Genomic DNA, 21,888 nt, shown 5'->3' with positions numbered 1-21,888 from the left:
AGCAGCCTTTTTCAATAATACGATATCTACGCTCAAAATGTGGGATACTAAATGGAATAAGTTAAAAGGAGACTGAAAGATGTTTGCTATAGATCAATTACCTACAGCTATTCAAGATAAGATTAAAAAAAATAAAGAAAACGATGGTACAAGCTCCCTTATAGGATCAGCAGGGTATACATCAGCTGATGATGATGTATTGTTTGATTGTATCATTGCTTTATCTATGGGGAAGAACGTCCTGTTAAAAGGGCCAACAGGATCGGGGAAAACGAAGTTGGCAGAAACGTTATCTTCCATTTTTTATCAGCCGATGCATAGTATCAACTGCTCTGTAGATTTAGATGCTGAGGCACTACTTGGCTTTAAGACCATCCACAATAATGATGGAAAAGCGACGATAGAGTTTGTGCCAGGTCCAGTAATCAATGCAATGAAGCAAGGAAACCTTCTTTATATAGATGAGATAAATATGGCGAAACCAGAAACTTTGCCAATTTTAAACGGAGTGTTGGATTACCGTAAAACGATTACGAATCCTTTTACAGGGGAAGTTGTGAAAGCAAATCAGAACTTTGGCGTGATTGCTGCCATCAATGAAGGATATGTGGGAACGGTACCATTAAATGAAGCATTGAAAAATCGTTTTGTAGTTATTGATGTACCTTATGTACAGGGAGAAGTGTTACTTCAAGTATTGAAAAGTCAATCCAAACTGGAAGATGAAAAATTGCTTAAGAAATATGTAACATTATCAGCTGACCTTATCGCGCTTGTTGAAAACGGAAATCTATCCGAAGAAGCTGCGTCTGTGCGCGCACTATTAGACACTTGTGATCTTAGTGTATACTTACCACCACTTAGAGCGATTAAGCGTGGTATTGTCGAAAAGTTGGAAGATGATAGAGAAAAAGCCGCTATCTTAAACATCGCACAAACTTTGTTTGAATGAGGAGATTAACTTGAGACCTATCGTTTTTAATGATAAAAAAATTGATTCCTTTCTATTTATGGAATTATCGGACTTAGCGACTTCCCTTTCTAAGAAGAAAGATCTTGAAGTGGAATATGCGTTCAAGTCCTACTATGACCCATATATGAATAAAATGTTTATCAGTTTATTTTGGGATAACCATCCGACTTTCGAAAAACTGCACGGCATGAAAAGCGATGTGTATTTACGAAGTGTGGGATCTGTTGTACATACTGATTATAAAGTGATTAAACAGCTTTTTGCCTTTATGAAAAAAACACATCTATCAAGCTTTAGCAGACAATTGTTTATTCTGATGGAAGACATAAGGCTTGAGGAACTTTGCAAACGAGAGCGGCCAGGCACCACTAAAACCTTCATGGTGAGAAGAGTGGAGTATCATAAATATTTCAGAAGCCAACTTACAGTTAATATGGAAAGAAATATTATGACTGATGCGCTGTACAATTTGTTGTATCTCTTATTGACTACAGACAATCCTTTGGAGGAAGTACCTCCATTAAATGAGGAGTTAGACCTTGCTATCCCATTTCTCCGAGTAGAGATTGCTAAATCTTATGAAGCAAGAAACACGAAAGATATCCTTCGGAGTGTCGAAATTATCGTTGAAGTATTGGAAGACCTCTTGGAGAAAGATATGCTTAATACGTATTTTTTCCTTCCGGACTTTTCAGAGATGCCTGAAGTAGACAAGTCCCCAACCTTTGATGAAATGAAAAGAAAAAGCGAACTGAAAAATGACGACATAAAACAAAAGGATAACGAAGACGACGAAGAAGATGTACATGAAGACAAGCTACCAACTTGGCATCGTGAATCAGAAAGCAACAATAAAAGCTTCCTCCAGTTTGATATGGAACAAGGAACGAAAACCGATCTAATGGGGGAAGGCGTGCGCGAAGGGGAAGACGGAGACCAGGCAATGGGCTTTGTTCAAGGCGAGAGTCAGCAGACGAATAAAAATGATTATTCAAAGTTAGAAGCGCTGGACGTTCTAAATGATACAAAAAAAGAAGGAGGAAGCGGTGCGGAGTTTGGGAAAGAGAACAAGTTCGCCTATCCTGTCTTCTTAAAGCCAGAGAATATATCATCGGAACATTATGATAGGTATGATGAATACAAACTGTTTGTCTCCACCTACCAAAAGAAATTAAAACAACTGATACAGAAAACGTTGGAACACAAAAAAATCATGCCAAGAAGTGATCTTCCATTCGGCAGATTAAGCAAAAAGCTCTTACCTTGGTTTACAGAAGAAAATACAAGAGTTTTTTATAAAAAAGATAATCCCTCCATTGAAATTGATGCTGTGTTCTCCCTTTTGGTTGATTGCTCAGCTTCCATGTTCGATAAAATGGAACAGACCAAATATGGAATCACGCTTTTTCATGAAGCCTTAAAATCCGTCTTTGTCCCGCATGAAGTGGTAGGATTCTGGGAAGATACTAATGATGCAACAAAGACAAGCCAACCAAACTACTTTAAAACAGTGATAGACTTCAACTCAAGTCTTAGACGTGCGTCAGGGCCAGAAATCCTCCAGCTGGAACCTGAAGAAGATAACAGAGATGGTTATGCAATCAGACATATGACCAAAAGACTTGTACAACGGAGTGAAAAACAAAAATTTCTACTTGTATTCTCCGACGGGGAACCTGCAGCGATGGACTACGAAAAGAACGGCATAGTCGATACACATCAAGCTGTGATGGAAGCTAGGAAAAACGGACTTGAAGTCATCAACGTATTCTTGGCTAACGGTGAAATTGATGAGGGACAAGTAAAAACCATACAAAATATGTATGGCAAGTATAGTATTTTAGTTCCCGATATTGAAGAGTTACCAGATGTGCTCTTTCCACTTTTGAAAAAATTATTGTTAAAAAGTTTATAAAAAAAGCAATTAGGCTAACTCTAAGAAACAAGGAGTTAGCCTTTTTTGTCGGGAGTGACATCATGAATAGTTACATAAAATCAAACGCTATGTTTATGGCAAGCGGTATTCTTTTTACCATTTTTCTCTTTGTAGCATTATTGATCAGTTTAGAAGCTACGGAATCATGGGACAGGATGATTGGTGAAAGCCTTTATAGAATAGGTGAAATGGATGGATTCTTTATCTTTTTATCTTATATAGGGTCGAAGCTGTTTTTCTACCCAGCACTTATTGTCTTGACCCTCTTCATTCTATTTAAACGAAACTGGTATTTAGCCTTATTTCTTTGGGGTAATCTAGTAGGGGTTCGATTGCTAAACACATTATTAAAGACGATTTTTTCAAGAGACAGACCAAGCTTAGATCATGTAGTAGAGGCAGGGTATTATAGTTACCCTAGTGGACACTCCATGAATTCCATGGCATTCTACGGGGCTATCGCATATTTGTGTTATTGGATGATTAAGAAAAGTTGGCTAAGGAATACATTGATGATTTTTTGTTTCGTATTAATTGGACTAATTGGATTTAGCAGAGTTTATTTAGGCGTACACTACCCCCTGGATGTATTTGGCGGGTTTGCAATGGGGGCTTCATGGTTATTGTTAATGAGTGGGATTTATTCGAAAGTTGTACATAACAAGAAAATAAATTCTTTCCATAATTGAGGGTGAAAAATTTCCAATAGGAAAAAATACTCTTACAAATACTAAAGGAGATGACTAGATGAATAAATGGATTATTACAGCTTTTGTAATGACCTTAACTATTGGATTAGCAGCAGGTTGTGGAACTGATAATGATAATTTATCTGCCCCTCCTGAAAATGCTCCTCAAAATGAGGGTACAGCAACAGATGTAGAAAACGAACAGAGTACAACTGGACATAAGTTTACCAAGTTCGACCTGGAAGTGGAGTACGAAAACAGAGTAAAGTATGAAGCAGAGTTCGAAGCAGAAGGAAATGGAGAAGCAGAAATTGAGGATGATATTAATGAAGTGTCATTAAAAGGGGACGAGGCATATACGGAATTGTCACCTCGATTGGAACAATTGAAATTTGATAGCAGTGAAGATCAACAAGAAGTAATGACACAGGTGTTGGAAGTATTCGGTTTAAAAGATGACTATAAAGAATTTGAGCTTGAAGTAACATTTGAGGACGGTACCATTAAGAAATATGAAGAGAAGAAATAACCCGTGAGAATTGGCAAAGGGTCTTCCCTATGCCAATTTTTTATTGCTTTCCTTTCCAGACTCTTCCTTTAACCGAAGGGCGGGGGACCTCATGGTCGTGATGAAGACCTCAGTAACGATGAAAAAGAAGGAGAGATGTCCTCATCGCCGTGATGAAGACCTCAGTGACGAGGAAAAAGGTCAAGAGATGTCCTGCCGTGATGAAGACCTCAGTGATGAAGAGAAAGTTCAAGAGATGTCCTCATCACCCGTATAAAGACCTCAATCCCGAGGCTACTTGAGTATATACTTACAAACAGAAATTTCGTGTGGCGAATTAATTCATTCCATGGTATAGTTTTACTTACAACAACACAAGTGATCGGAGAAACTATCATGTGGAAAAACCGGAATGTATGGATTATTTTAATAGGTGAATTTATTGCTGGATTAGGCTTATGGACGGGTATTATTGGGAACTTGGAGTTTATGCAGGCATTGGTTCCTTCAGACTTTGCCAAGTCTCTTATTTTGTTTGCGGGATTACTTGCAGGAGTGATGGTAGGCCCTTTAGCTGGTAAGATTATTGACTCAACAAGTAAAAAGCGAGTAATGCTAATATCAGGATTTGGCCGGATGATTAGTGTAGTATTTATGTTTTTAGCGATTGAATATCAATCTATTCTCTTTATGATCATTTTTATGATTGCTATTCAGTTGTCTGCCGCATTTTATTTTCCTGCGTTGCAATCATCTATTCCGTTGATTGTGAAAGACAAAGATTTATTAGAAATGAACGGGGTGCATATGAATGTATCCACTGTTTCTAGGATTGCAGGGACAGCACTTGCTGGAGCGATGCTAGTCATTATGAGTTTATCTTCCTTGTATATGGCTTCCATGGTTGCTTATGGAATATTATTCTTACTTACCTTTTTATTGAACTTTGAAGAACCAAACCAAAACGATTCACTAGAAGGCAAGAACAAAAAATCCGGAGACTTCAAAGAAGTACTGCCTGTTTTAAAGGAAACGCCGATAGCTCTTACCGTATTGATTCTAACGTTTATCCCGTTCTTATTCATCGGCGGTTTCAACCTGATGGTCATCAACATCAGTGAAATCCAGGATGATCAAACGATTAAAAGCTGGATTTACACGATCGAGGGTGTCTGCTTTATGATTGGTGCATTTGCCGTAAAACGCATTTCCAATGATAACAATATGGTACCGTTAATGTTTTTCTTTGTTACGCTAATCGCCATTTCTCACCTGAGTTTGTATTTTGCAGACATTAAATGGATGACACTATTCTCTTTTGGGTTATTCGGCTTGGCAGTTGGATGTTTCTTTCCAATTGCAGCAACTATCTTTCAAACAAAAATACCGAAAGAGTACCATGGACGCTTTTTCTCATTCCGGAATATGCTGGACCGCGTGTTGTTCCAGGTAGTACTTCTTGGAACCGGGCTTTTCCTCGATACTATAGGACTTCAAATGATGGCTATCGTTTTTGGGATGCTATCCTTAACATTGATTTTGATATATGGTTTAAGACTATTTCGCCAACCGGTTGCAGTTGCCGAACAGAAAACACCTTAAATGGTGTTTTTTTGTGTTCAATAAAGGGAATGGCCCATAAAGAGTGAATATATTAGAGAGAATGTCCTGAAAACTTTTTATTGGAGGGAACACAATGGAAAAATATTCGATGTACATAAACGGAGAATGGGTTAATACCGAGGAAGTAATTGAGGTGACGAACCCAGCTACTGGCGAAGTGATTGGTACGGTACCTAGCATCTCAGAGGATCAACTGGAAAATGTGGTGCAACATGCCGAAGAAGCCTTTCAAACTTGGAGGAATTATACGGCATATGAGCGTGCAGATATTTTAAATAAATGGTTCCTTTTATTGGAGGAAAATAAAAAGCATATTGCAGAAACTCTTACAAAGGAGCAAGGCAAACCGTTCCGGGAAGCATTGGGAGAGGTTGGTTATGCGAATAGTTTTGTAGATTGGTATAAAGAGGAAGGGAAAAGAATCTATGGTGAGACCCTTCCATCTTCCTCCAAGGACAAAAGAGTACTGATTCAAAAGCAGCCGGTTGGTGTTGTTGCCGCCATTACGCCATGGAATTTCCCAGCCGCAATGATTACAAGGAAAGTTGCTCCTGCCCTAGCTGCTGGATGTACGGTAATCGTGAAACCAGCCGGACAGACTCCATTGACTGCCCTACTCTTGGCAAAATATGCAGACGAAGCAGGAGTACCTAAAGGTGTTCTTCAAGTCATCACCGGAAAATCTTCCGTTATTGGCGAGTCATTAATGAAACATAAAGATGTAAAAAAGCTTACCTTTACAGGCTCTACGGAGATTGGTAAGAAATTAATGGAACAAGCATCTCATACAGTCAAGAAACTATCATTGGAGCTTGGCGGACATGCCCCGTTTATCATATTTGAGGATGCGGACCTGGAAAAAGCAGCAAAAGGACTTGTTCAGTCAAAATTCAGAAATGCCGGTCAAACTTGTATTTGTGCCAATAGAATATATGTACAGGAGAGTGTAGAGGAAGAATTTACTTCACTTTTCGTCAAAGAGGTTTCTAAACTAAAAGTTGGAAACGGGATGGAACGTGGAATTGATCTTGGCCCACTGATTGATGAAGATGCATTGGAAAAAGTGAGAGAGCATTTAAGCGATGCCAAAGAAAAAGGTGCAGCCGTTGCTTTTGGTGGCGAAGTGAAAGAAAAAACGTTTATGGAACCGACAGTCATAACTGGCGTAACAGACGAAATGCTTTGCATGAACGAGGAAACATTTGGTCCTCTTGCACCAATTACAACCTTTAAAGAGGAAGAAGAGGCAATCAAGAGAGCTAACAATTCTCCTTATGGATTGGCTGCGTATGTATTTACCGAGAAAATGTCCAGAATTTATCGAGTTACGGAAGGGCTTGATTATGGCATTATTGGTGTCAATGATGGGGCACCTTCTGTTGCACAGGCCCCATTTGGCGGGTTAAAAGAAAGTGGTATCGGCAGAGAAGGCGGACATCACGGGATGGAAGAATATTTGGAAGTGAAATATGTTTCCATAGGAATTTAATAAACTTTAAAGCCCTTGATTTTTACATAATCAAGGGTCTTTTTCATCTTTTCTAGTTGCTGATACATAAAATATTTCGTATTCCTACTTCTTTCCTATATAATAAAACTATAAATAATTGAAACCTTTCCCTTGTTAAATACGTAAGAAAGGTATAGTTTATCTTAAGCCTTTAAAAAAGGTGAGGAGTGAAAATATGAAACGGTTCTTACTGCAAAGTTTTATTATTATCCTATCGTTTAATTTAGCGGCCATCGGTTTTTTAATAGTATTTCTTTTAACAGGTAATCAAATTCAACTTGGTATTCTTGGCGCTTTTGGTGGCTTTCTTGGAAGCTATTTGGCGTTGAAGAGAAAATTGCTACCTAATAATGACCTGGAAAAGATTGAACGAAAAGAGAAAAAATATGTTACTGCTCAATTAAGAGAAGCGAAAGAAAAAGCAAAGAAGATTAATAGTTCAAGGTTTAGAGTACGCTCTATTTTTGTTTATCAAACGATAACAAAATTATCTAAAATCTCGACTAAAATCATTAAAATGGTGGAAAAGGAACCGGTTCGGTATCGTACAGCACAAAGCTTCTTTCACCATCATCTGGATTCCTCTGCTATCATCACTGAAAAATATGTGCACCTATTAAATCAACCAGTGCGAACTCATGAAGTTTCTCAAGCGCTTCGAGAAACAGAAAGTGCTTTAAAACAATTAGAACGCAGTATGGAAAAAGAGTTGATGGCAGTGCTTTCAGGGGATATGAATAATCTTACGACAGAAATTAAACTGATGAATTATCAACAGCTTGATACAGATAAGAGAATAATTGAGAAGAAGTAGCTTATGGGGTGAGTGACAATGAAAAACAATGATCAAGTAAAAAACCAAGTAAAAGAAGATACACTGAATGACTTATTAAGTAATCCATTCGAGACACCGAAAATGGAAAACGAAATGATGACGCAAGATCTAAATGAGGTTCAATCAGAACCAAAAAAAGAAAAGGTAATGGATACTCTTTCTGAAGAGTACAAAGCGAAAGCCATTGATATTGCAAAACAAATTGATCCAAATGATCAACACGCTATATCTTCCTACGGTGTCACTGCACAAAACGAATTGTCCACTTTTTCTAATTCCATATTGTCTCATGTTCAGGCAAAGGACGCAGGCCCGGTAGGAGAAGTGGTTTCTGAATTAATGAAAAAGATCAAAGAAGTAAAACCTGGAGAACTGGAACCTCAGAAAAAAGGCTTCTTTGGTAAATTTTTTGGAAGTGTCAATAATTCAGTACAACAACTTTTTGCGAAATACCGTAAAATTGGTTTTGAAATCGATAAAATTTCAGATCAACTCGAAAGCTTTAAAAAGGTGTTACAGCGTGACAATATTATGCTTGAATCTTTATACGACAAAAACAAAGATTATTTCCAGGCATTAAACATTTATATCGCTGCAGCGGAGCATAAATTTGATGAAATTCAAGGGACCATCATTCCGGAGCTAGAACAGAAAGCAAGGCAAACGAATAATCAAATGGATGTACAGGCCGTTAGTGATATGATGCAATTTGCAGACCGCCTTCAAAAGCGCACACATGACCTAAAAATCAGCCGCCAAATCACCCTGCAAATGGCACCGCAAATCAGAATGATCCAGCATACAAATCAGACCCTGGTGGAGCGAATTCAATCTTCCATTCTAACAGCAATACCTCTATGGAAGAATCAACTGGTTATTGCGGTTTCCTTATATAATCAGCAAAAGGCAGTAGATACTCAGAAAAATGTTTCTGAGACTACCAATGAACTGTTATTGCGAAATTCCGAAATGCTCAAACAAAACACGATTTCGGCAGCACGTGAAAACGAACGAGGTCTTGTCGACATCGAAACACTGAAGAAAACGCAAGAAAACCTAATCGAAACACTAGAAGAAACCTTACAAATCCAACAAGAAGGCCGAGAAAAACGCCATCAAGTAGAACTAGAACTCGTCCAAATGGAGAACGACCTCAAAAACAAACTACTAGAAGTCCGTTCCAAAGCGAAACGGGAATGATTGAAACATATAATAAAAACAGGTTTGATTCTTTTAAGGATTACACCTGTTTTTTTATGGATACCATAGCTTAACCTCATTCATTTCATTAGTTTGTGTATTCCAGCTAAACAAAAGGGCTTATTCAACAAAAGGGCTAGATTGTGGCGCAACAAATTGTGAAGATTTGTTCGTCTACATTTTATTTAGGAAGCATTAGTCTTGACATATAAATATATTTAAGGATATTGTAGATATAATAAGTCTACAATAGAGGTGTTAAAATGAAATTTTCAAAAGCGACTAATTATGCTTTACACACCATGCTTTCTCTCGTTACTTCTGCTTCGGCTGAGCCAATAGGTGTCCAGAAACTGGCAGAATCACAAGGTGTTTCAACAACTTATCTGTCCAAAATTTTAACCAAGCTCGTAAAAGCAGGAATGATTGAATCAATTTCCGGAGCTCATGGAGGTTATCGATTATCTCGTCTAAAAGATGAGATTACATTTTTAGATATCATTCACGCCATAGAAGGTACAGCTTCCTTATTTGAATGTGATTTTGTTCATGGAGATGAATGCTTAATTCAAGCTGAAATGAAAGAAGCAGAAGAGAAGATGAAGCAACATTTAAAAGAAATTAACTTAGTGGACATAGCTCAAAAGCAAATGGGAGTTTAACACAAGTAAATTTTTTAGATTTTTACTTTAAACATGAATCTTTCAATTAATAAAAGATATAATGGGTCTCTAATATATTTCAGGGGGGCGAAAACGATGAATTTTTCTACACTCGTAAGAGCTCCACGAATCTATTTACCTTTTATTATGGTTAATTACAGATATAATATATCTATATTATCTATTTAGGTGGTGTAATTTATGATTTATGAATGTGCGATTATTGGAGGCGGTCCTGCAGGGTTGAATGCAGCCCTTGTACTGGGAAGAGCAAGACGAAGTGTAGCATTGATTGATAATAATCAGCCTAGAAATGCTGTGACACATGCCTCTCACGGTTTCATTACAAGAGACGGTATAACACCGTCCGAATTCCGTCGTATTGCTTATAAAGAATTGTTGAATTACCCTTCTGTCAATCATCTACAAACTGAGATAGTTTCAGTCAACAAAACAGCTATGGGATATGAAGTAGTTGATATATCAGGAATTCTTATTCGGACAAAAAAATTAATTGTGGCAACAGGGGTAAAAGAAAATTTTCCTCTCATCGAGGGCTTTTATTCGTTCTATGGAAAAAGTTTATTTAATTGTCCTTATTGTGATGGATGGGAACTGCAAGATCAGCCAATTTTCGTTGTTTCCGAAAATCCATCTATCTTCCATACGGCGAAACTGCTCTTCAATTGGAGTAAAGATTTGGTTGTTTGTACAAATGGTCTTACACTTTTATCGGAAGTGCAAAAAAAGCAACTGCAATCAAAAGGGATTACTGTGATAGAGAAACCCATTCTAGCCTTTATTGGCCAAAACGGTAGATTGGAACATATTCGCTTTACAGATGGAACTCACACTTCGAGAGCTGGAGGCTTTGTCATGCCACAATTTGTTCAAAGTGCACCGTTCAGAGACCAGTTGGGGTATGAATTGACAAAGTCGGGTGGGATCAAAACAGATGAATCAGGCAAAACATCAATACCTGGTTTGTATTCTGCTGGTGATGCTTCCTATGTAAAACCATCTCAAGTGGTTTTTGCAGCAGCTGATGGGAGCCGTATTGCTATGACCGTTAATATGGATTTAACAGAAGAAGAGTTTGAATGACATCAAAACCTTTTAAAGGTTGTTTTAGTCTATGTATTTCCTTAGTTGTTAGCTCACTATTTTGTTCTTTCTAAGATTGTATATTGAAAATTCATTTCCTTGGACTTCATGCTAATGAACATTATCGATATGATGAAAAGTAGTTCTAATAACATTGTTAAAAGGAAAAAGAAATGAATCGTTTTGCAATATATTTGCTAGCTTTAGGAGCCTTTGGAGTTGGAACCGCAGATTTACTTACATTGCACCCCTTTTAAGTAGTTTAGCTGGCTTCTCTATAGAAAAAATAGGTATTCTTCTTGCCATTATGATCTGGGGAACATCTGCGTGGTTAACCACTCTTGCAAATCAATTTTACTTAATTTCTTTGAAACCGCAGTCATCAGAAATTGTCTTGAGTTTCAATACTGCTTTAATGAATATTGGTATGACGTTAGGAGCTGGCTTAGGAGGAGTGGTAATTGAATATACATCTGTTTTGAATTTAGGGTGGATTGCGGGATTAACAGTATTACTAGCGTTATTAACTGCATCTATTTCTTTTGGATTGGATAAAAGGAGAAAAGAAAACTTTGTGAATAGTTGATTTATAAATACCTAGAATTGTGTTGATTAACAAAAACCTTGTCTTATCCAACAACGAGTGAAGAGAGCTAAATAAGTAAGATTCAGCTTCAACATCCTTTGACCTTCAACAATCAGGCGCGTTTATCGAAAGACGCGTCTTTTCGTTTATCGGGCCTAATTCTTATATAGATAGAAGGAAATATTAGAAAGTGAATGGAAGCTCTAAGATATTCAATTAAAAGGGTTTTTCAGGAGGTTTAAAAACATGCAACAGCGTACAGTTGGTATTTTACTATTTAACGATGTAGAAGTATTAGATTTTGCAGGACCATTTGAAGTTTTTTCTGTAGCGACCTTACCTATTTCTAATGAAAAGCCGTTTATTGTCAAAACAATATCTGAAAATGGAGACTTAGTTACTGCAAGGAATGGTTTGAAAGTTTTTCCTGATTATAGTTTTGATAACCATCCTTCATTAGATATAGTGATTATTCCTGGGGGTTATGGTGCAGAACAGATTGAAATAAACAATCCTACTATAATTGAATGGATTAAAACCCAGCAATCAAGAACAGAGTTTCTGACTTCAGTCTGTACTGGTGCGCTGCTTCTTGCAAAAGCAGGAATTCTTGATGGAAGAAAAGCAACAACGCATTGGATGGATGTTGATAGATTAAAACATGAATTTCCTAAAGTTTCAGTCCAGCGTGATGTTAAGTTTGTCGATGAAGGATCAATTATAACCTCTGGAGGAATATCAGCTGGAATTAATATGTCGTTTCATCTGATATCTCGACTACATGGAAAAGATGTAGCTGAAGATACAGCAAAACGAATGGAGTATGAAATTAAGTTGTAACTTTCCAATAACTAATGAAAGAGGGTTGATACTTCTGACTGGTAGTTTCTTTTGTTTAAGGACTTCTTCAATAGGAGCGCTATACTGGAATAAGAAAAGGTGCATATTTCTGTGAATAGGGCATAATTTAGGAGGAAATCGAAGCTTTAAGTGATTCATATTACGTGGAGTTAGCTGTATAAGTTCATAAGGTGCTATTAAAATGAGGTGTTCTCAATGATATTGGTAAGTTCTTGTTTAGCAGGGTTACAGGTAAGATATAACAGTACACATTGTTTAGATCTTAAGATCAGTAAACTAATAGAAGAGAATAAGGCGATACCTGTATGTCCGGAATTGCTTGGTGGATTTTCAACCCCCAGAGAACCTGCTGAAATAATAGGTGGTAACGGGGATGATGTATTAAATGGAAAAGCTAAAGTTGTCGAGAAGTCAGGTAGAGACGTTACGGAACTATACATAAAAGGAGCTTACACTACTTTAAAAAAAGCTAGAGATGTTAATGCAACAGTAGTTGTTCTTAAGGAGTATAGTCCATCCTGTGGAAGTTCAATGATTTATAATGGTGAATTTATAGGGGAGAGAATTACTGGGAATGGAGTTACAACTGCTTTATTAAAAAGAAACGGTTTACAAGTAATGTCAGAAGAACAATTTGCAGATATGGTTTTGATGTAGAAGTACAATACTTTGAAGCAAAACTTCTGGACGGTGTTCCAGAAATTAAAGATCCTGATCATTTGGTTTTCGATATTGATTGGAAGTCTATTGATGAAATTAAAGAATTGGAGCTTTCTTATTCAGAAGATAAAAAATTTCTAATTAAATACTTAACAGCGAATAATTAGCCATATTTTTATCAATTTAACTACAGGGAAAGACCTGAGGTTTTTAAAGAATATAGGAGTGGTTGCAGCAAAGCGTAGTCGCTCCTTACTTAAAAATAGGGCAGGATAGAGAAATAAGATATAACAAAAGAAAAGGATTTTGCAGTAATTTTTTATAACGGGGAATGATCTTAATTAAGAAATGTTCCCTTTTTGGTGGTAGTGCCCCGAAATGTTGAAAGGGATTAGTTTTTTTATAGAAAACATAGTATTCTAAAGACTTTATTCATAAGTTTTAAAGAATAAAAAGAAGACCTGCATTTTATACATGGTCTTCAAATTTTTCTAACTTCTAAACTGATTTTTAAACTGAATTTTGAAGAAAAACACTGGTACCAATGCCTTTTCTCGATATTTATAGAGATCTAACAGTTTTCCTATTTAAATGGTCAATTCAACATATTCATTCCATACGGCAGTAATAAGATTTTCACATACTTGGTACTTGCTTTACTTTTATGTGCTGGTTTAAAACTGAAAGTGAAATCAGATATATAAACCTTTGAAAAAATGCAACAGTCTTCTTAAGGGGATCTTTCACAATCGTTCAAGAAGCTCTTTCGTTGTCAAGACTATGGCAAATTCATTGTGAAGGGTAGCAAGAGAAATGTTATGGATGGTTTGGGCATCTATGTAGGTACCCTTATAATTAATGCCAAATGCGGCCGTAGCATCTTCTATAAGGTAAGTGTTAAATCCTAGATTTCCGCTCATCCTGGTGGTTGTTGAGATACAGTGGGGAGTAGTTAAGCCTGTAATCACCACTTCTTCAATCTCTCTGTCATGTAAATATTTTTCAAGTGAGGTGCCGATAAAAGCACTGTTAACCTCTTTAGATATCACTATTTCCTTTTCGAGAGGTTTCACAATTTCTTTGATAGCTGATCCTTTATGGGTTGGGTGGAAACCGGAGTTGCGATTCTTTGAAATATGCTTAATAAAAATGACTTCAGCATCCCTGTGCCTCCATTCATTTAATAGTAAAATTAGATAGGTGCTTTTCAACCATAATTTGGTAAATCCGTACTTAGTCGGACGAATAATCTGCATTTTTTCGAACTCTGAACCCCTGTTATAACCTTGGTTGTTGTTAAAAGGTCTTCTGGCAAAGTAGTTGGTTACTCTAAATGCTTAGGGGGAGGTATGACATGCTCATGCCTATTTACCTCTGAAAAAATAGAATGAATATCTATTTCTTTAGTGATATCTGGGGGCTGTTGACCCGTAGGAAATTTATTATGAATATAATCTAATATAACCTTAATATCTTTTTTAGTGGCATATTGGGCATATTCTTTTAGCACATACCCTAATTGTCCACTAGGTTCGATGGTTGCTGTTTTCACATCACTAATCCTAGAGATGCTATCTTAGCGTAACCGCATTTCTAATTGGTCAACGGTGATTCGCAATTTTTTTAGATTCTTTTCAATGATTTCTCCATTCTCTATAACATCTATTCCTTTTCCTGTTAAGAAGGTTTCGAACCTATCAAATTTGATCTGCAACCGTTCTATTGTTATTAAGACTAATACTAGTAATAATGCGATTAAAAAGGTTATCCAAATGTTTTTTTCGGTTACTGGCTGAATGATTAAATTCCCTATAGATATCATGAGGACTGTTTGTGCAACTGTCAGCTGAGAAATGGATTTTCTTCCAGCTAATCGCAAAATAAGAAACCCAACAATCACAATAAGTACCGCTTTCCAAATCCAATCTAAATCCAAGACAAGTGCCTCCTAATGTAACTTCTTACTAATTAGCCTAACAAATAAATGACAATTTATTCAAATCCCTCCGTAGTCATACCTATTTCCTTATATTATTTAGTGTCTCCAATGGTATGCATTTTTTGCTTAGATCGAATTGTGTAACGTAAGATAAACTTGCTTCCGTCTTTCATTGCATAGTAAATTCAAAGTTATACCATTAAAGTGCGCTAACCTGTTACAAGGATCAGCGCTCATTTTTTATTAATCAGGGTGTAGAATATCAATTGTTGGAATTTATAGATTATGAAATAATTGGAATTAAGCAATCGGGCAGGATACTTGAATAAGGGTTTTATATTTTTATGGTTAAATTTAAAAAGTTAAGAAGTTTTAAGGGGAGGAGAAGATAATTATGCTTCAACCATTTGTTTTTTCTATTGTATTTGCAATTATTTATATGTTAATTACACTCAATTTAGGTGAAATGGCGGGTCAAGATACTGTGATTCAGTTGAATTATGGACTTATTATTGGAGTATTAATTTGGATTGGAATAAAGATTACAAAAAAATTTGAATAAATATGTTTAACAACAAACTATGAGCGATTGCAGCAAAGTGGGATCGCTCCTCCTTTTAGAATTGGGCAGAATTGTCTAACAAAGGTGTTTTCTTATTTCATTTAATTGCCTAAACTTTTTTTTGTGAAAAAAAACCTTTAATGAAGTAGATCAGTCCGTTTATAAAAGTAATAAAGCCAAAACCCAATCCTCCGACTGCTCCAGCAATTCCATCACCAGAATACACACCCAAAGTAATCATAGTAATAATATAAATCAATGGAGTAGCGACTAGAATAACTATTAAACTCGCTTTAATAAGTTTTCCCCTGTCATTTGCGTAATTCTTCGTAATGTACCAATTAACTCCAATTAAGAAGCTTATAAACAACAAAATACTCAACACTTCCATTTATATCCTCCTTATACAAATAATTTTTATTAGTATGTTTTCGAAAAATATAGGAGCAAAGTTGTAATCTTAATGCTCTACGCTTCTTTATATAATGTCAGCTGATAATAAACAAAATTTTATTCTAGGGCCTTGATTGTGGAGTGTCTCTAATTAAGTAATAGAAGTTGTTTGGCTTTTCAAAAATGAGAAAATCACTGGTAATAAGAATAAGATGACGGAGTGATTAGAAAAAAAGGTGGCCCTATTCGGGTTATTTGAACAGGACTCCCATTTAATTGATTAATGACATAGGAGGCATAATAATATTAACTTTATATTTACTGGTTGAATCTAGATTATTTTCATTAACTGATATGTCATGAATTGTATAGGGTATTTGAGCACATGTCCATTTTTAAGGTGGGATACCTTTTTCATATTTAGAAGTATGTTTAATTTCTAAATTATAACACCCTTAAAAAATATAAATCCCTGGTTCACATTTTAAAGTTAATTCATCTGCAAAAATACTTCATTTCAAATGCTAAGACCTTAGAGTCCCAATAATTGAATTTCCATTTAGTCACCTTAGATATGAAATATGATCTACTCTAATTCTATAATCAACTACTCGCCAATATTTATTTAATGGTTGTCCTTTAGATTTATATAAATGAACACGATAGTTAGTTACATTATCTGTCGGATGAATCTTTAAACTTGTAACATAATTATACCTGCCCCTAATAAATCGATAACAGGGGTCAGAGTGCCTTTGTCAAGAACTTGGAAGTTGTAGAAGAAACTTCCTAATTGTTTAAGCCCCTAGTTGAAGTTAGAGTCTTATTTTATTGAGTTATTAAACTTTTTTCAAAAGCCGAAAAATTTATTAAAGACATTTGAAAGAAAATAGGCTACAATGAATTCGTTGTTAATATAAGCTTTTAAGGTTAAAACAATAAATTACAATTTCATATTTTAATTGATACGATACAACATTTAGGTGCCTTTGTGAAGAAAGGTTAAAAGGGAAGCTGGTGAAAATCCAGCACGGACCCCGCCACTGTAAGCGTTGAATATTGCCGAGTATATCCACTGTGCAAAAGCATGGGAAGGGTCGGCAATGTGCTTGAAACGCAAGTCAGGAGACCTGCCTAATTGTTTTTAAGGATTCTGCGAGGAAAGAATGCTTAAAGTGACATTCATTTATTTTTATTCAGTTTTCATATTTATAAGCGATTCTTCGTAAGAGCTTTTAAAAGGACTGGATTGGATGGCCCTTTAAACGTCTTTTTGCTATCAGCAGAAAGGCGTTTTTTTAATGGAGAAATACAGGGAGGTATGTTTTATGAGTGGGAAATCAAAGCAAAAAGGCTTGACACTGGTGTACACCGGAGATGGAAAAGGTAAAACAACTTCAGCAATTGGACTGGCAGTTCGCGCAGTAGGGAGGGGGATGAAGGTGAAGATCTATCAGTTCATCAAATCACCTGAGCGTACATACGGGGAACAGATTGCCTTGAGTAAATTAGGAGTGGAGATGGAGCAACTGGGGATTGGCTTTACGTGGACCAAGACTCCTGAAGAGCATCGAGAAGCACTTCGCATCGGTTGGCCAAAAGCGAAAGAAGCTGTCATGAGTGGAAAGTATGACATAGTCGTCTTGGATGAATTGAATAACGCTTTATCTATTCAGGGTTTTCCGGTAGATGATGTTTTACCATTAAGAGAGGTCTTAGAACTTATCAGGAACAAGCCTGAGCACGTTCATCTTGTCATAACTGGAAGAAATGCACCTGAACAAGTCCAAGTTGCAGCAGATTTGGTCTCAGTTGTCCATGCCGAGAAGCATTATTACGATAAGGGGATCCCGGCAGTCAAAGGGGTGGAATTTTAAGAGGAAGGTGGGAAGAAAATGGGGAGAAGAAGAATTCTCATAGCAGGAACTGGCAGTGGAGTAGGAAAAACAACCATCACTATCGGCTTGATGGCTGCCATGCGGAATAAGGGTCTTCTTGTACAAGGGTTTAAATGTGGTCCAGATTTTATCGATACCTCATACCATACGGCGGTGACAGGCAGGAAATCGCGGAATCTGGATAGTTGGATGCTTTCATCTGATTGTGTGAAAGAAGTATTGGTGCGGGGAAGTGAGGGTGCTGATATTTCCATCATAGAAGGGGTGATGGGCTTTTATGACGGGAAGGATCCCCTTTCAAATGAGGGAAGCAGTGCAGAAATTAGTATCCTCACCGGAAGTCCTGTGGTGCTTGTGGTGGATTGCTCCGGAATGGCTAGGAGTGCGGGTGCAATGGTCAAAGGGTATCAGACACTATCTGACCAAGTGAACATTGTTGGTGTGATGGCGAATAAAGTGGGAAGCGAAGGACACTTTCACTTAGTTAAGGCTGCAGTTGAATCTGAGTGTCAGATTCCCGTAATAGGCTATCTGACAAGAGAGTCAGAAATTGAGATGCCTGAGCGTCATTTAGGCCTTGTTCCATCTATTGAACGAGGAGAACTTGAAGGTTTTTTTCATGCATTGGGTGAGCGTGTTGCAAAAACGGTGGACGTGGAGCGCTTATATAAGCTGGCGGAAGTAGCTTCCGAGCTTCCAACCAAAAACAAGCTTTCCATTTTCACTTCATATCCAAATAAAAAGGTTCGAATAGCTGTTGCCTATGATGCTGCTTTCCATTTTTATTACGAAGAGAACTTGGAACTTTTGCAAAGCAGAGGAGCGGAATTAATCTATTTCTCTCCCTTGGAAAATGAAGTGGTCCCAAGTGATGTGGATGGTGTCTATCTTGGCGGAGGCTTCCCGGAGGAATTTGCAGCTAGGCTTTCATCAAATACCAAAACCATGGATAGCATCTATCAGGCAGTAGTGAAAAGGGAAATCCCAACCTTTGCGGAATGTGGAGGCTATATGTATTTATGCGAGGAAATTGTGACTGCAGGAGGGGAGACTTATCCAATGGTAGGGGTAATTCCTGGTATTGTGCATATGCAAACCAGGTTAGCTGCCCTTGGGTACAGGGAAGTCAAAGGGTTGAACGGGAATTTTCTCTTGAAGGAGGGAGAGGTGGCAAGGGGGCATGAGTTCCACTATTCCACCTTCCATCACGAAACAGAGCTACCCGCCGCCTTTGAAACAAAAGGAATGAGAGGAAGAGGCACAGACGGGTATGTTACTAAAAACTTAGTCGCTGGTTATACGCATATTCATTTTGGCTCCAATCCAAGTGTTGTAGAAAACTGGATTCAAAGATGTTTGGAGGTAAAATTGCATGTTTAAAGGGACGCCACTGATGATCCAAGGAACGCATTCCGATGCAGGAAAGAGCGCTTTGGTAACGGCATTGTGCAGAATATTTGCTAGAGAAGGCTATAAAACCGCACCGTTCAAATCGCAAAACATGGCGCTAAATTCCTATATTACTAGAGATGGCAAGGAAATTGGCAGGGCACAGGGCGTTCAGGCGGAAGCGGCTGGTGTGGTGGCAACCACTGACATGAATCCCATTTTGATTAAGCCTACAGGCGAATATCAATCGCAAATTGTGGTGCATGGGAAACCTTTTCAAAATATGAAGGCAGGTGAATATCGGCAAGAATTTTACGAGAAAGGTTTGCAAGTTATAACAGAGAGCTATCTTCGCCTTCAAAAAGAATATGAGATCCTTGTGATAGAAGGGGCGGGCAGCCCGGCTGAAGTCAACCTAAACGATCGAGAGCTTGTGAACATGCGGATTGCCAGGTTGACCAATGCTCCAGTTATTCTGGTAGGTGATATAGAAAAGGGTGGCGTATTTGCAAGCCTTGTCGGTACATTGCAACTCTTAGAAGAGGAGGACCGCAAAAGAGTCATAGGCGTTGTCATCAATAAATTCAGGGGAGATGTATCCCTCCTCGAACCTGGGTTGGAATGGTTTGAAGCATATACCGGCATTCCGGTATTGGGGGTGATCCCTTATGTAACTGGTTTACATATAGAGGCGGAGGATTCTGTCGTCCTTGATAGTTTTTCTAAAGATAAAGATGAAACGAAAGACTTGGATATTGCAGTGATCCGCTTCCCATACATCTCAAACTTCACTGATATGGATCCCCTCTTTTCCGAGGAGGATTGTCATGTGAAGTATGTGCAAAAGGCAGAAGAATTAGGAGAACCGGACTTGGTCATCCTCCCAGGCAGCAAAAATACACTAGGTGATTTGCAATTCTTGCATGAAAGTGGCCTTGGGAACCGGTTACAGACATTGGCAGCACAAGGGACAAGAATTTTTGGGATCTGCGGTGGTTATCAAATGCTTGGTGAGGAAGTTGTAGATGAGTATGAGATAGAATCTTCGCTGAAAGTGATTTCCGGACTTGGTCTCATCCCCATGACAACACATCTGGAAAAGGAGAAGAGAACTGTTCTTTCCGAAGGGATCCTAAATTTCAAGGGTAAACAATTTTTTATAAAAGGTTATGAGATTCATATGGGAGTAACTACATTGCATGGAAGAGAAAATGTAATGCCGTTTGCAGTATTGGCAGACCGGACGGATGGGGTGCAAGTTGAAAATATCATAGGTACATACTTTCACGGAATCTTCCACAATGACAGTTTCAGAGAGGAACTGTTGAACACTTTAAGACAGAAGAAAGGCCTCTCTCCCCTAATAGGCAGAACCTCTTTTGATAGGAAAAGAGAAGAGTCGTTTGATAGATTGGCAGATGTTGTGAGCCTGCATCTTTCTATGGATAAAATCAAGGAAAAGATGGTTGAATTTGAAAGGACGAACAAAAAGGAGGTAGTGCAAACGCATGGGAAAAGTGTATAACATAAAGCCCATTAACTTATTACAAGGGGAGAAAATGACGGACTACTTAAACTCCTTGACTAAGCCCATTGGAAGTTTAGGGGCTGTGGAGGAAATCGCCATCCAGCTTGCTCAGATTACAGGAGAGGATTTTCCTGAGGTAACTCCAACAGGGATCATTGTTTTTGCTGCTGATCATGGAGTGGCTAGTGAGGGAGTGTCCGCATATCCTCAGGAAGTGACTGTACAAATGGTTCACAATTTCCTTGACGGGGGAGCGGCCATAAATGTATTAGGGAAGCAGATCGGGGCAAAAGTCGAAATTGTCGATATAGGGGTAGCGGCAGATATGGAGCGGGCCGAACTTCATATGAAAAAAATCCGTCATGGGACAGCAAACTTCCTAAAGGAAAACGCCATGACTAGAGACGAGGCATGGCAGGCGATCGAAGTTGGAAGCGACATGGCAACAAGAGTCATTGAGAACGGGGCGAAATGTCTGATCATCGGGGAAATGGGAATTGGCAACACCACAAGCAGCAGTGCGATCCTGTCAGTCTTAAGTGGTTTAGATGTAGCGGATGTTATTGGTGCTGGGACGGGGATTACCCCCGACCAATTAAAATGGAAAGAGCAAGTTATCCGTCAGTCGCTTCAGGAACGAAACCCAGACCCGAATGATCCAATCGATATATTATCTAAAGTTGGCGGCCTAGAGATTGGCGGGATGGTTGGCGCTATCTTGGCGGCAGCGGAGCGGAAAATACCAGTTCTTGTTGACGGGTTCATCAGTACGGTAGCGGCTCTTCTTGCCCAAAGACTCTACCCTGAAGTAAAGGGATACCTTTTCATCGGTCATCAATCCATGGAAGCTGGTCATAAACATGCTATCAGGCAGCTGGAAAAAAAGCCGATCCTGGATCTTGGTCTCCGACTTGGTGAAGGCACGGGAGCTGCTCTCGCTTTTCCAATCCTAAAGGCAGCAACAGATATCGTAAAAGATATGGCGACATTTGAATCAGCAGGAATTGCAGAAAAAATCTAGTAAAAGCAGAG

General features: G+C 38.0%; 23 protein-coding genes and 1 riboswitch. Of the genes, 19 read left to right on the top strand and 4 right to left on the bottom strand.

Annotated features, from left to right (window positions below):
* Nucleotides 1–79 precede the first annotated feature (79 nt).
* The 14 genes from B4U37_RS11670 (at nucleotide 80) to B4U37_RS11610 (ending at nucleotide 13,144) form a co-directional block, all read left to right on the top strand.
* Entirely contained in the window at nucleotides 80–952 is an 873-nt protein-coding gene (locus B4U37_RS11670; protein WP_088018368.1) for an ATP-binding protein, read from the top strand.
* 10 nt (nucleotides 953–962) lie between these two features.
* Complete coding sequence (locus B4U37_RS11665) at nucleotides 963–2,888, top strand: vWA domain-containing protein (RefSeq protein ID WP_088018367.1); 1,926 nt, start codon at nucleotides 963–965, stop codon at nucleotides 2,886–2,888.
* A gap of 62 nt (nucleotides 2,889–2,950) precedes the next feature.
* Nucleotides 2,951–3,598 carry a phosphatase PAP2 family protein gene (locus B4U37_RS11660; RefSeq protein WP_088018366.1) on the top strand — a complete coding sequence of 216 codons (648 nt, stop codon included), beginning with the start codon at nucleotides 2,951–2,953 and terminating at the stop codon, nucleotides 3,596–3,598.
* Nucleotides 3,599–3,656: 58 nt separating this feature from the next.
* A complete protein-coding gene (locus B4U37_RS11655) occupies nucleotides 3,657–4,127 on the top strand; it encodes a YusW family protein (RefSeq protein WP_088018365.1) in 471 nt (156 codons plus the stop codon).
* Nucleotides 4,128–4,227: 100 nt separating this feature from the next.
* Complete coding sequence (locus tag B4U37_RS21975; protein WP_157663775.1) at nucleotides 4,228–4,383, top strand: hypothetical protein; 156 nt, start codon at nucleotides 4,228–4,230, stop codon at nucleotides 4,381–4,383.
* Between the two features lie 119 nt (nucleotides 4,384–4,502).
* Nucleotides 4,503–5,708: an MFS transporter gene (locus B4U37_RS11650; RefSeq protein WP_088018364.1), complete on the top strand. Its 1,206-nt coding sequence runs from the start codon at nucleotides 4,503–4,505 to the stop codon at nucleotides 5,706–5,708.
* Between the two features lie 94 nt (nucleotides 5,709–5,802).
* On the top strand, nucleotides 5,803–7,218 hold the full coding sequence (locus B4U37_RS11645; protein ID WP_088018363.1) for an NAD-dependent succinate-semialdehyde dehydrogenase: 1,416 nt from the start codon (nucleotides 5,803–5,805) through the stop codon (nucleotides 7,216–7,218).
* A gap of 196 nt (nucleotides 7,219–7,414) precedes the next feature.
* Nucleotides 7,415–8,053, top strand: coding sequence for a 5-bromo-4-chloroindolyl phosphate hydrolysis family protein (locus B4U37_RS11640; RefSeq protein WP_088018362.1), 639 nt, complete (start codon nucleotides 7,415–7,417; stop codon nucleotides 8,051–8,053).
* Nucleotides 8,054–8,071: 18 nt separating this feature from the next.
* Complete coding sequence (locus tag B4U37_RS11635; protein WP_088018361.1) at nucleotides 8,072–9,274, top strand: toxic anion resistance protein; 1,203 nt, start codon at nucleotides 8,072–8,074, stop codon at nucleotides 9,272–9,274.
* Nucleotides 9,275–9,537: 263 nt separating this feature from the next.
* Complete coding sequence (locus B4U37_RS11630; RefSeq protein ID WP_088018360.1) at nucleotides 9,538–9,936, top strand: Rrf2 family transcriptional regulator; 399 nt, start codon at nucleotides 9,538–9,540, stop codon at nucleotides 9,934–9,936.
* 201 nt (nucleotides 9,937–10,137) lie between these two features.
* Nucleotides 10,138–11,040: an NAD(P)/FAD-dependent oxidoreductase gene (locus tag B4U37_RS11625; RefSeq protein ID WP_088018359.1), complete on the top strand. Its 903-nt coding sequence runs from the start codon at nucleotides 10,138–10,140 to the stop codon at nucleotides 11,038–11,040.
* 154 nt (nucleotides 11,041–11,194) lie between these two features.
* Nucleotides 11,195–11,626, top strand: coding sequence for an MFS transporter (locus tag B4U37_RS11620; RefSeq protein ID WP_425444078.1), 432 nt, complete (start codon nucleotides 11,195–11,197; stop codon nucleotides 11,624–11,626).
* Nucleotides 11,627–11,872: 246 nt separating this feature from the next.
* A complete protein-coding gene (locus B4U37_RS11615; protein ID WP_088018358.1) occupies nucleotides 11,873–12,466 on the top strand; it encodes a DJ-1/PfpI family protein in 594 nt (197 codons plus the stop codon).
* A 216-nt stretch (nucleotides 12,467–12,682) separates the two neighbouring features.
* The gene (locus tag B4U37_RS11610) at nucleotides 12,683–13,144 is read left to right on the top strand and encodes a 2-thiouracil desulfurase family protein (RefSeq protein WP_088018357.1); all 462 of its coding nucleotides are present in this window, start codon (nucleotides 12,683–12,685) and stop codon (nucleotides 13,142–13,144) included.
* 746 nt (nucleotides 13,145–13,890) lie between these two features.
* Here the strand turns inward: B4U37_RS11610 and B4U37_RS11605 are convergent.
* The 3 genes from B4U37_RS11605 to B4U37_RS22740 all read right to left on the bottom strand — a co-directional run bounded on the left by B4U37_RS11605 (nucleotide 13,891) and on the right by B4U37_RS22740 (nucleotide 15,083).
* On the bottom strand, nucleotides 13,891–14,403 hold the full coding sequence (locus B4U37_RS11605; RefSeq protein WP_088018356.1) for an isochorismatase family protein: 513 nt from the start codon (nucleotides 14,401–14,403) through the stop codon (nucleotides 13,891–13,893).
* Nucleotides 14,404–14,471: 68 nt separating this feature from the next.
* Entirely contained in the window at nucleotides 14,472–14,699 is a 228-nt protein-coding gene (locus B4U37_RS22745; protein WP_483883387.1) for a hypothetical protein, read from the bottom strand.
* A gap of 24 nt (nucleotides 14,700–14,723) precedes the next feature.
* The gene (locus B4U37_RS22740; RefSeq protein ID WP_483883386.1) at nucleotides 14,724–15,083 is read right to left on the bottom strand and encodes a DUF421 domain-containing protein; all 360 of its coding nucleotides are present in this window, start codon (nucleotides 15,081–15,083) and stop codon (nucleotides 14,724–14,726) included.
* 397 nt (nucleotides 15,084–15,480) lie between these two features.
* Here B4U37_RS22740 and B4U37_RS21970 point away from each other — a divergent pair, with 397 nt between their 5' ends.
* On the top strand, nucleotides 15,481–15,648 hold the full coding sequence (locus tag B4U37_RS21970; RefSeq protein WP_157663774.1) for a hypothetical protein: 168 nt from the start codon (nucleotides 15,481–15,483) through the stop codon (nucleotides 15,646–15,648).
* 109 nt (nucleotides 15,649–15,757) lie between these two features.
* On the opposite strand, the gene B4U37_RS11595 is transcribed toward B4U37_RS21970, so the two are convergent.
* A complete protein-coding gene (locus B4U37_RS11595) occupies nucleotides 15,758–16,039 on the bottom strand; it encodes a hypothetical protein (protein ID WP_088018355.1) in 282 nt (93 codons plus the stop codon).
* 966 nt (nucleotides 16,040–17,005) lie between these two features.
* A riboswitch (cobalamin riboswitch) is annotated at nucleotides 17,006–17,193 on the top strand.
* Nucleotides 17,194–17,369: 176 nt separating this feature from the next.
* Between B4U37_RS11595 and B4U37_RS11590 the strand changes: the two genes are divergently transcribed.
* Genes B4U37_RS11590 through cobT form a run of 4 tightly spaced genes read left to right on the top strand, consistent with a single transcriptional unit; the run spans nucleotide 17,370 to nucleotide 21,877 of the window.
* The gene (locus B4U37_RS11590; RefSeq protein WP_088018354.1) at nucleotides 17,370–17,918 is read left to right on the top strand and encodes a cob(I)yrinic acid a,c-diamide adenosyltransferase; all 549 of its coding nucleotides are present in this window, start codon (nucleotides 17,370–17,372) and stop codon (nucleotides 17,916–17,918) included.
* Nucleotides 17,919–17,936: 18 nt separating this feature from the next.
* Entirely contained in the window at nucleotides 17,937–19,319 is a 1,383-nt protein-coding gene (locus tag B4U37_RS11585; protein WP_088018353.1) for a cobyrinic acid a,c-diamide synthase CobB, read from the top strand.
* The gene (locus B4U37_RS11580; RefSeq protein ID WP_088018352.1) at nucleotides 19,312–20,853 is read left to right on the top strand and encodes a cobyric acid synthase; all 1,542 of its coding nucleotides are present in this window, start codon (nucleotides 19,312–19,314) and stop codon (nucleotides 20,851–20,853) included. Before B4U37_RS11585 ends, B4U37_RS11580 begins: the two co-directional genes overlap by 8 nt.
* Nucleotides 20,837–21,877, top strand: coding sequence for a nicotinate-nucleotide--dimethylbenzimidazole phosphoribosyltransferase (cobT, locus tag B4U37_RS11575; protein WP_088018351.1), 1,041 nt, complete (start codon nucleotides 20,837–20,839; stop codon nucleotides 21,875–21,877). The genes B4U37_RS11580 and cobT overlap by 17 nt, the downstream gene beginning before the upstream one ends.
* The last annotated feature ends 11 nt before the right edge of the window (nucleotides 21,878–21,888 follow it).

The sequence above is a fragment of the Sutcliffiella horikoshii genome, from assembly GCF_002157855.1.
Classification (GTDB): domain Bacteria; phylum Bacillota; class Bacilli; order Bacillales; family Bacillaceae_I; genus Sutcliffiella_A; species Sutcliffiella_A horikoshii_C.
This window is presented reverse-complemented; position numbering and strand designations above follow the sequence as displayed.

Excerpts from the sequence above, each read along its gene's own strand:
- B4U37_RS11670 (WP_088018368.1), top strand. The coding sequence starts at position 80 with ATGTTTGCTATAGATCAATTACCTACAGCTATTCAAGATAAGATTAAA.
- B4U37_RS11660 (WP_088018366.1), top strand. The coding sequence starts at position 2,951 with ATGAATAGTTACATAAAATCAAACGCTATGTTTATGGCAAGCGGTATT.
- B4U37_RS11655 (WP_088018365.1), top strand. The coding sequence starts at position 3,657 with ATGAATAAATGGATTATTACAGCTTTTGTAATGACCTTAACTATTGGA.
- B4U37_RS21975 (WP_157663775.1), top strand. The coding sequence starts at position 4,228 with ATGAAGACCTCAGTAACGATGAAAAAGAAGGAGAGATGTCCTCATCGC.
- B4U37_RS11650 (WP_088018364.1), top strand. The coding sequence starts at position 4,503 with ATGTGGAAAAACCGGAATGTATGGATTATTTTAATAGGTGAATTTATT.
- B4U37_RS11645 (WP_088018363.1), top strand. The coding sequence starts at position 5,803 with ATGGAAAAATATTCGATGTACATAAACGGAGAATGGGTTAATACCGAG.
- B4U37_RS11640 (WP_088018362.1), top strand. The coding sequence starts at position 7,415 with ATGAAACGGTTCTTACTGCAAAGTTTTATTATTATCCTATCGTTTAAT.
- B4U37_RS11635 (WP_088018361.1), top strand. The coding sequence starts at position 8,072 with ATGAAAAACAATGATCAAGTAAAAAACCAAGTAAAAGAAGATACACTG.
- B4U37_RS11630 (WP_088018360.1), top strand. The coding sequence starts at position 9,538 with ATGAAATTTTCAAAAGCGACTAATTATGCTTTACACACCATGCTTTCT.
- B4U37_RS11625 (WP_088018359.1), top strand. The coding sequence starts at position 10,138 with ATGATTTATGAATGTGCGATTATTGGAGGCGGTCCTGCAGGGTTGAAT.
- B4U37_RS11615 (WP_088018358.1), top strand. The coding sequence starts at position 11,873 with ATGCAACAGCGTACAGTTGGTATTTTACTATTTAACGATGTAGAAGTA.
- B4U37_RS11610 (WP_088018357.1), top strand. The coding sequence starts at position 12,683 with ATGATATTGGTAAGTTCTTGTTTAGCAGGGTTACAGGTAAGATATAAC.
- B4U37_RS11605 (WP_088018356.1), bottom strand. The coding sequence starts at position 14,403 with ATGCAGATTATTCGTCCGACTAAGTACGGATTTACCAAATTATGGTTG.
- B4U37_RS21970 (WP_157663774.1), top strand. The coding sequence starts at position 15,481 with ATGCTTCAACCATTTGTTTTTTCTATTGTATTTGCAATTATTTATATG.
- B4U37_RS11595 (WP_088018355.1), bottom strand. The coding sequence starts at position 16,039 with ATGGAAGTGTTGAGTATTTTGTTGTTTATAAGCTTCTTAATTGGAGTT.
- B4U37_RS11590 (WP_088018354.1), top strand. The coding sequence starts at position 17,370 with ATGAGTGGGAAATCAAAGCAAAAAGGCTTGACACTGGTGTACACCGGA.
- B4U37_RS11585 (WP_088018353.1), top strand. The coding sequence starts at position 17,937 with ATGGGGAGAAGAAGAATTCTCATAGCAGGAACTGGCAGTGGAGTAGGA.
- B4U37_RS11580 (WP_088018352.1), top strand. The coding sequence starts at position 19,312 with ATGTTTAAAGGGACGCCACTGATGATCCAAGGAACGCATTCCGATGCA.
- cobT (WP_088018351.1), top strand. The coding sequence starts at position 20,837 with ATGGGAAAAGTGTATAACATAAAGCCCATTAACTTATTACAAGGGGAG.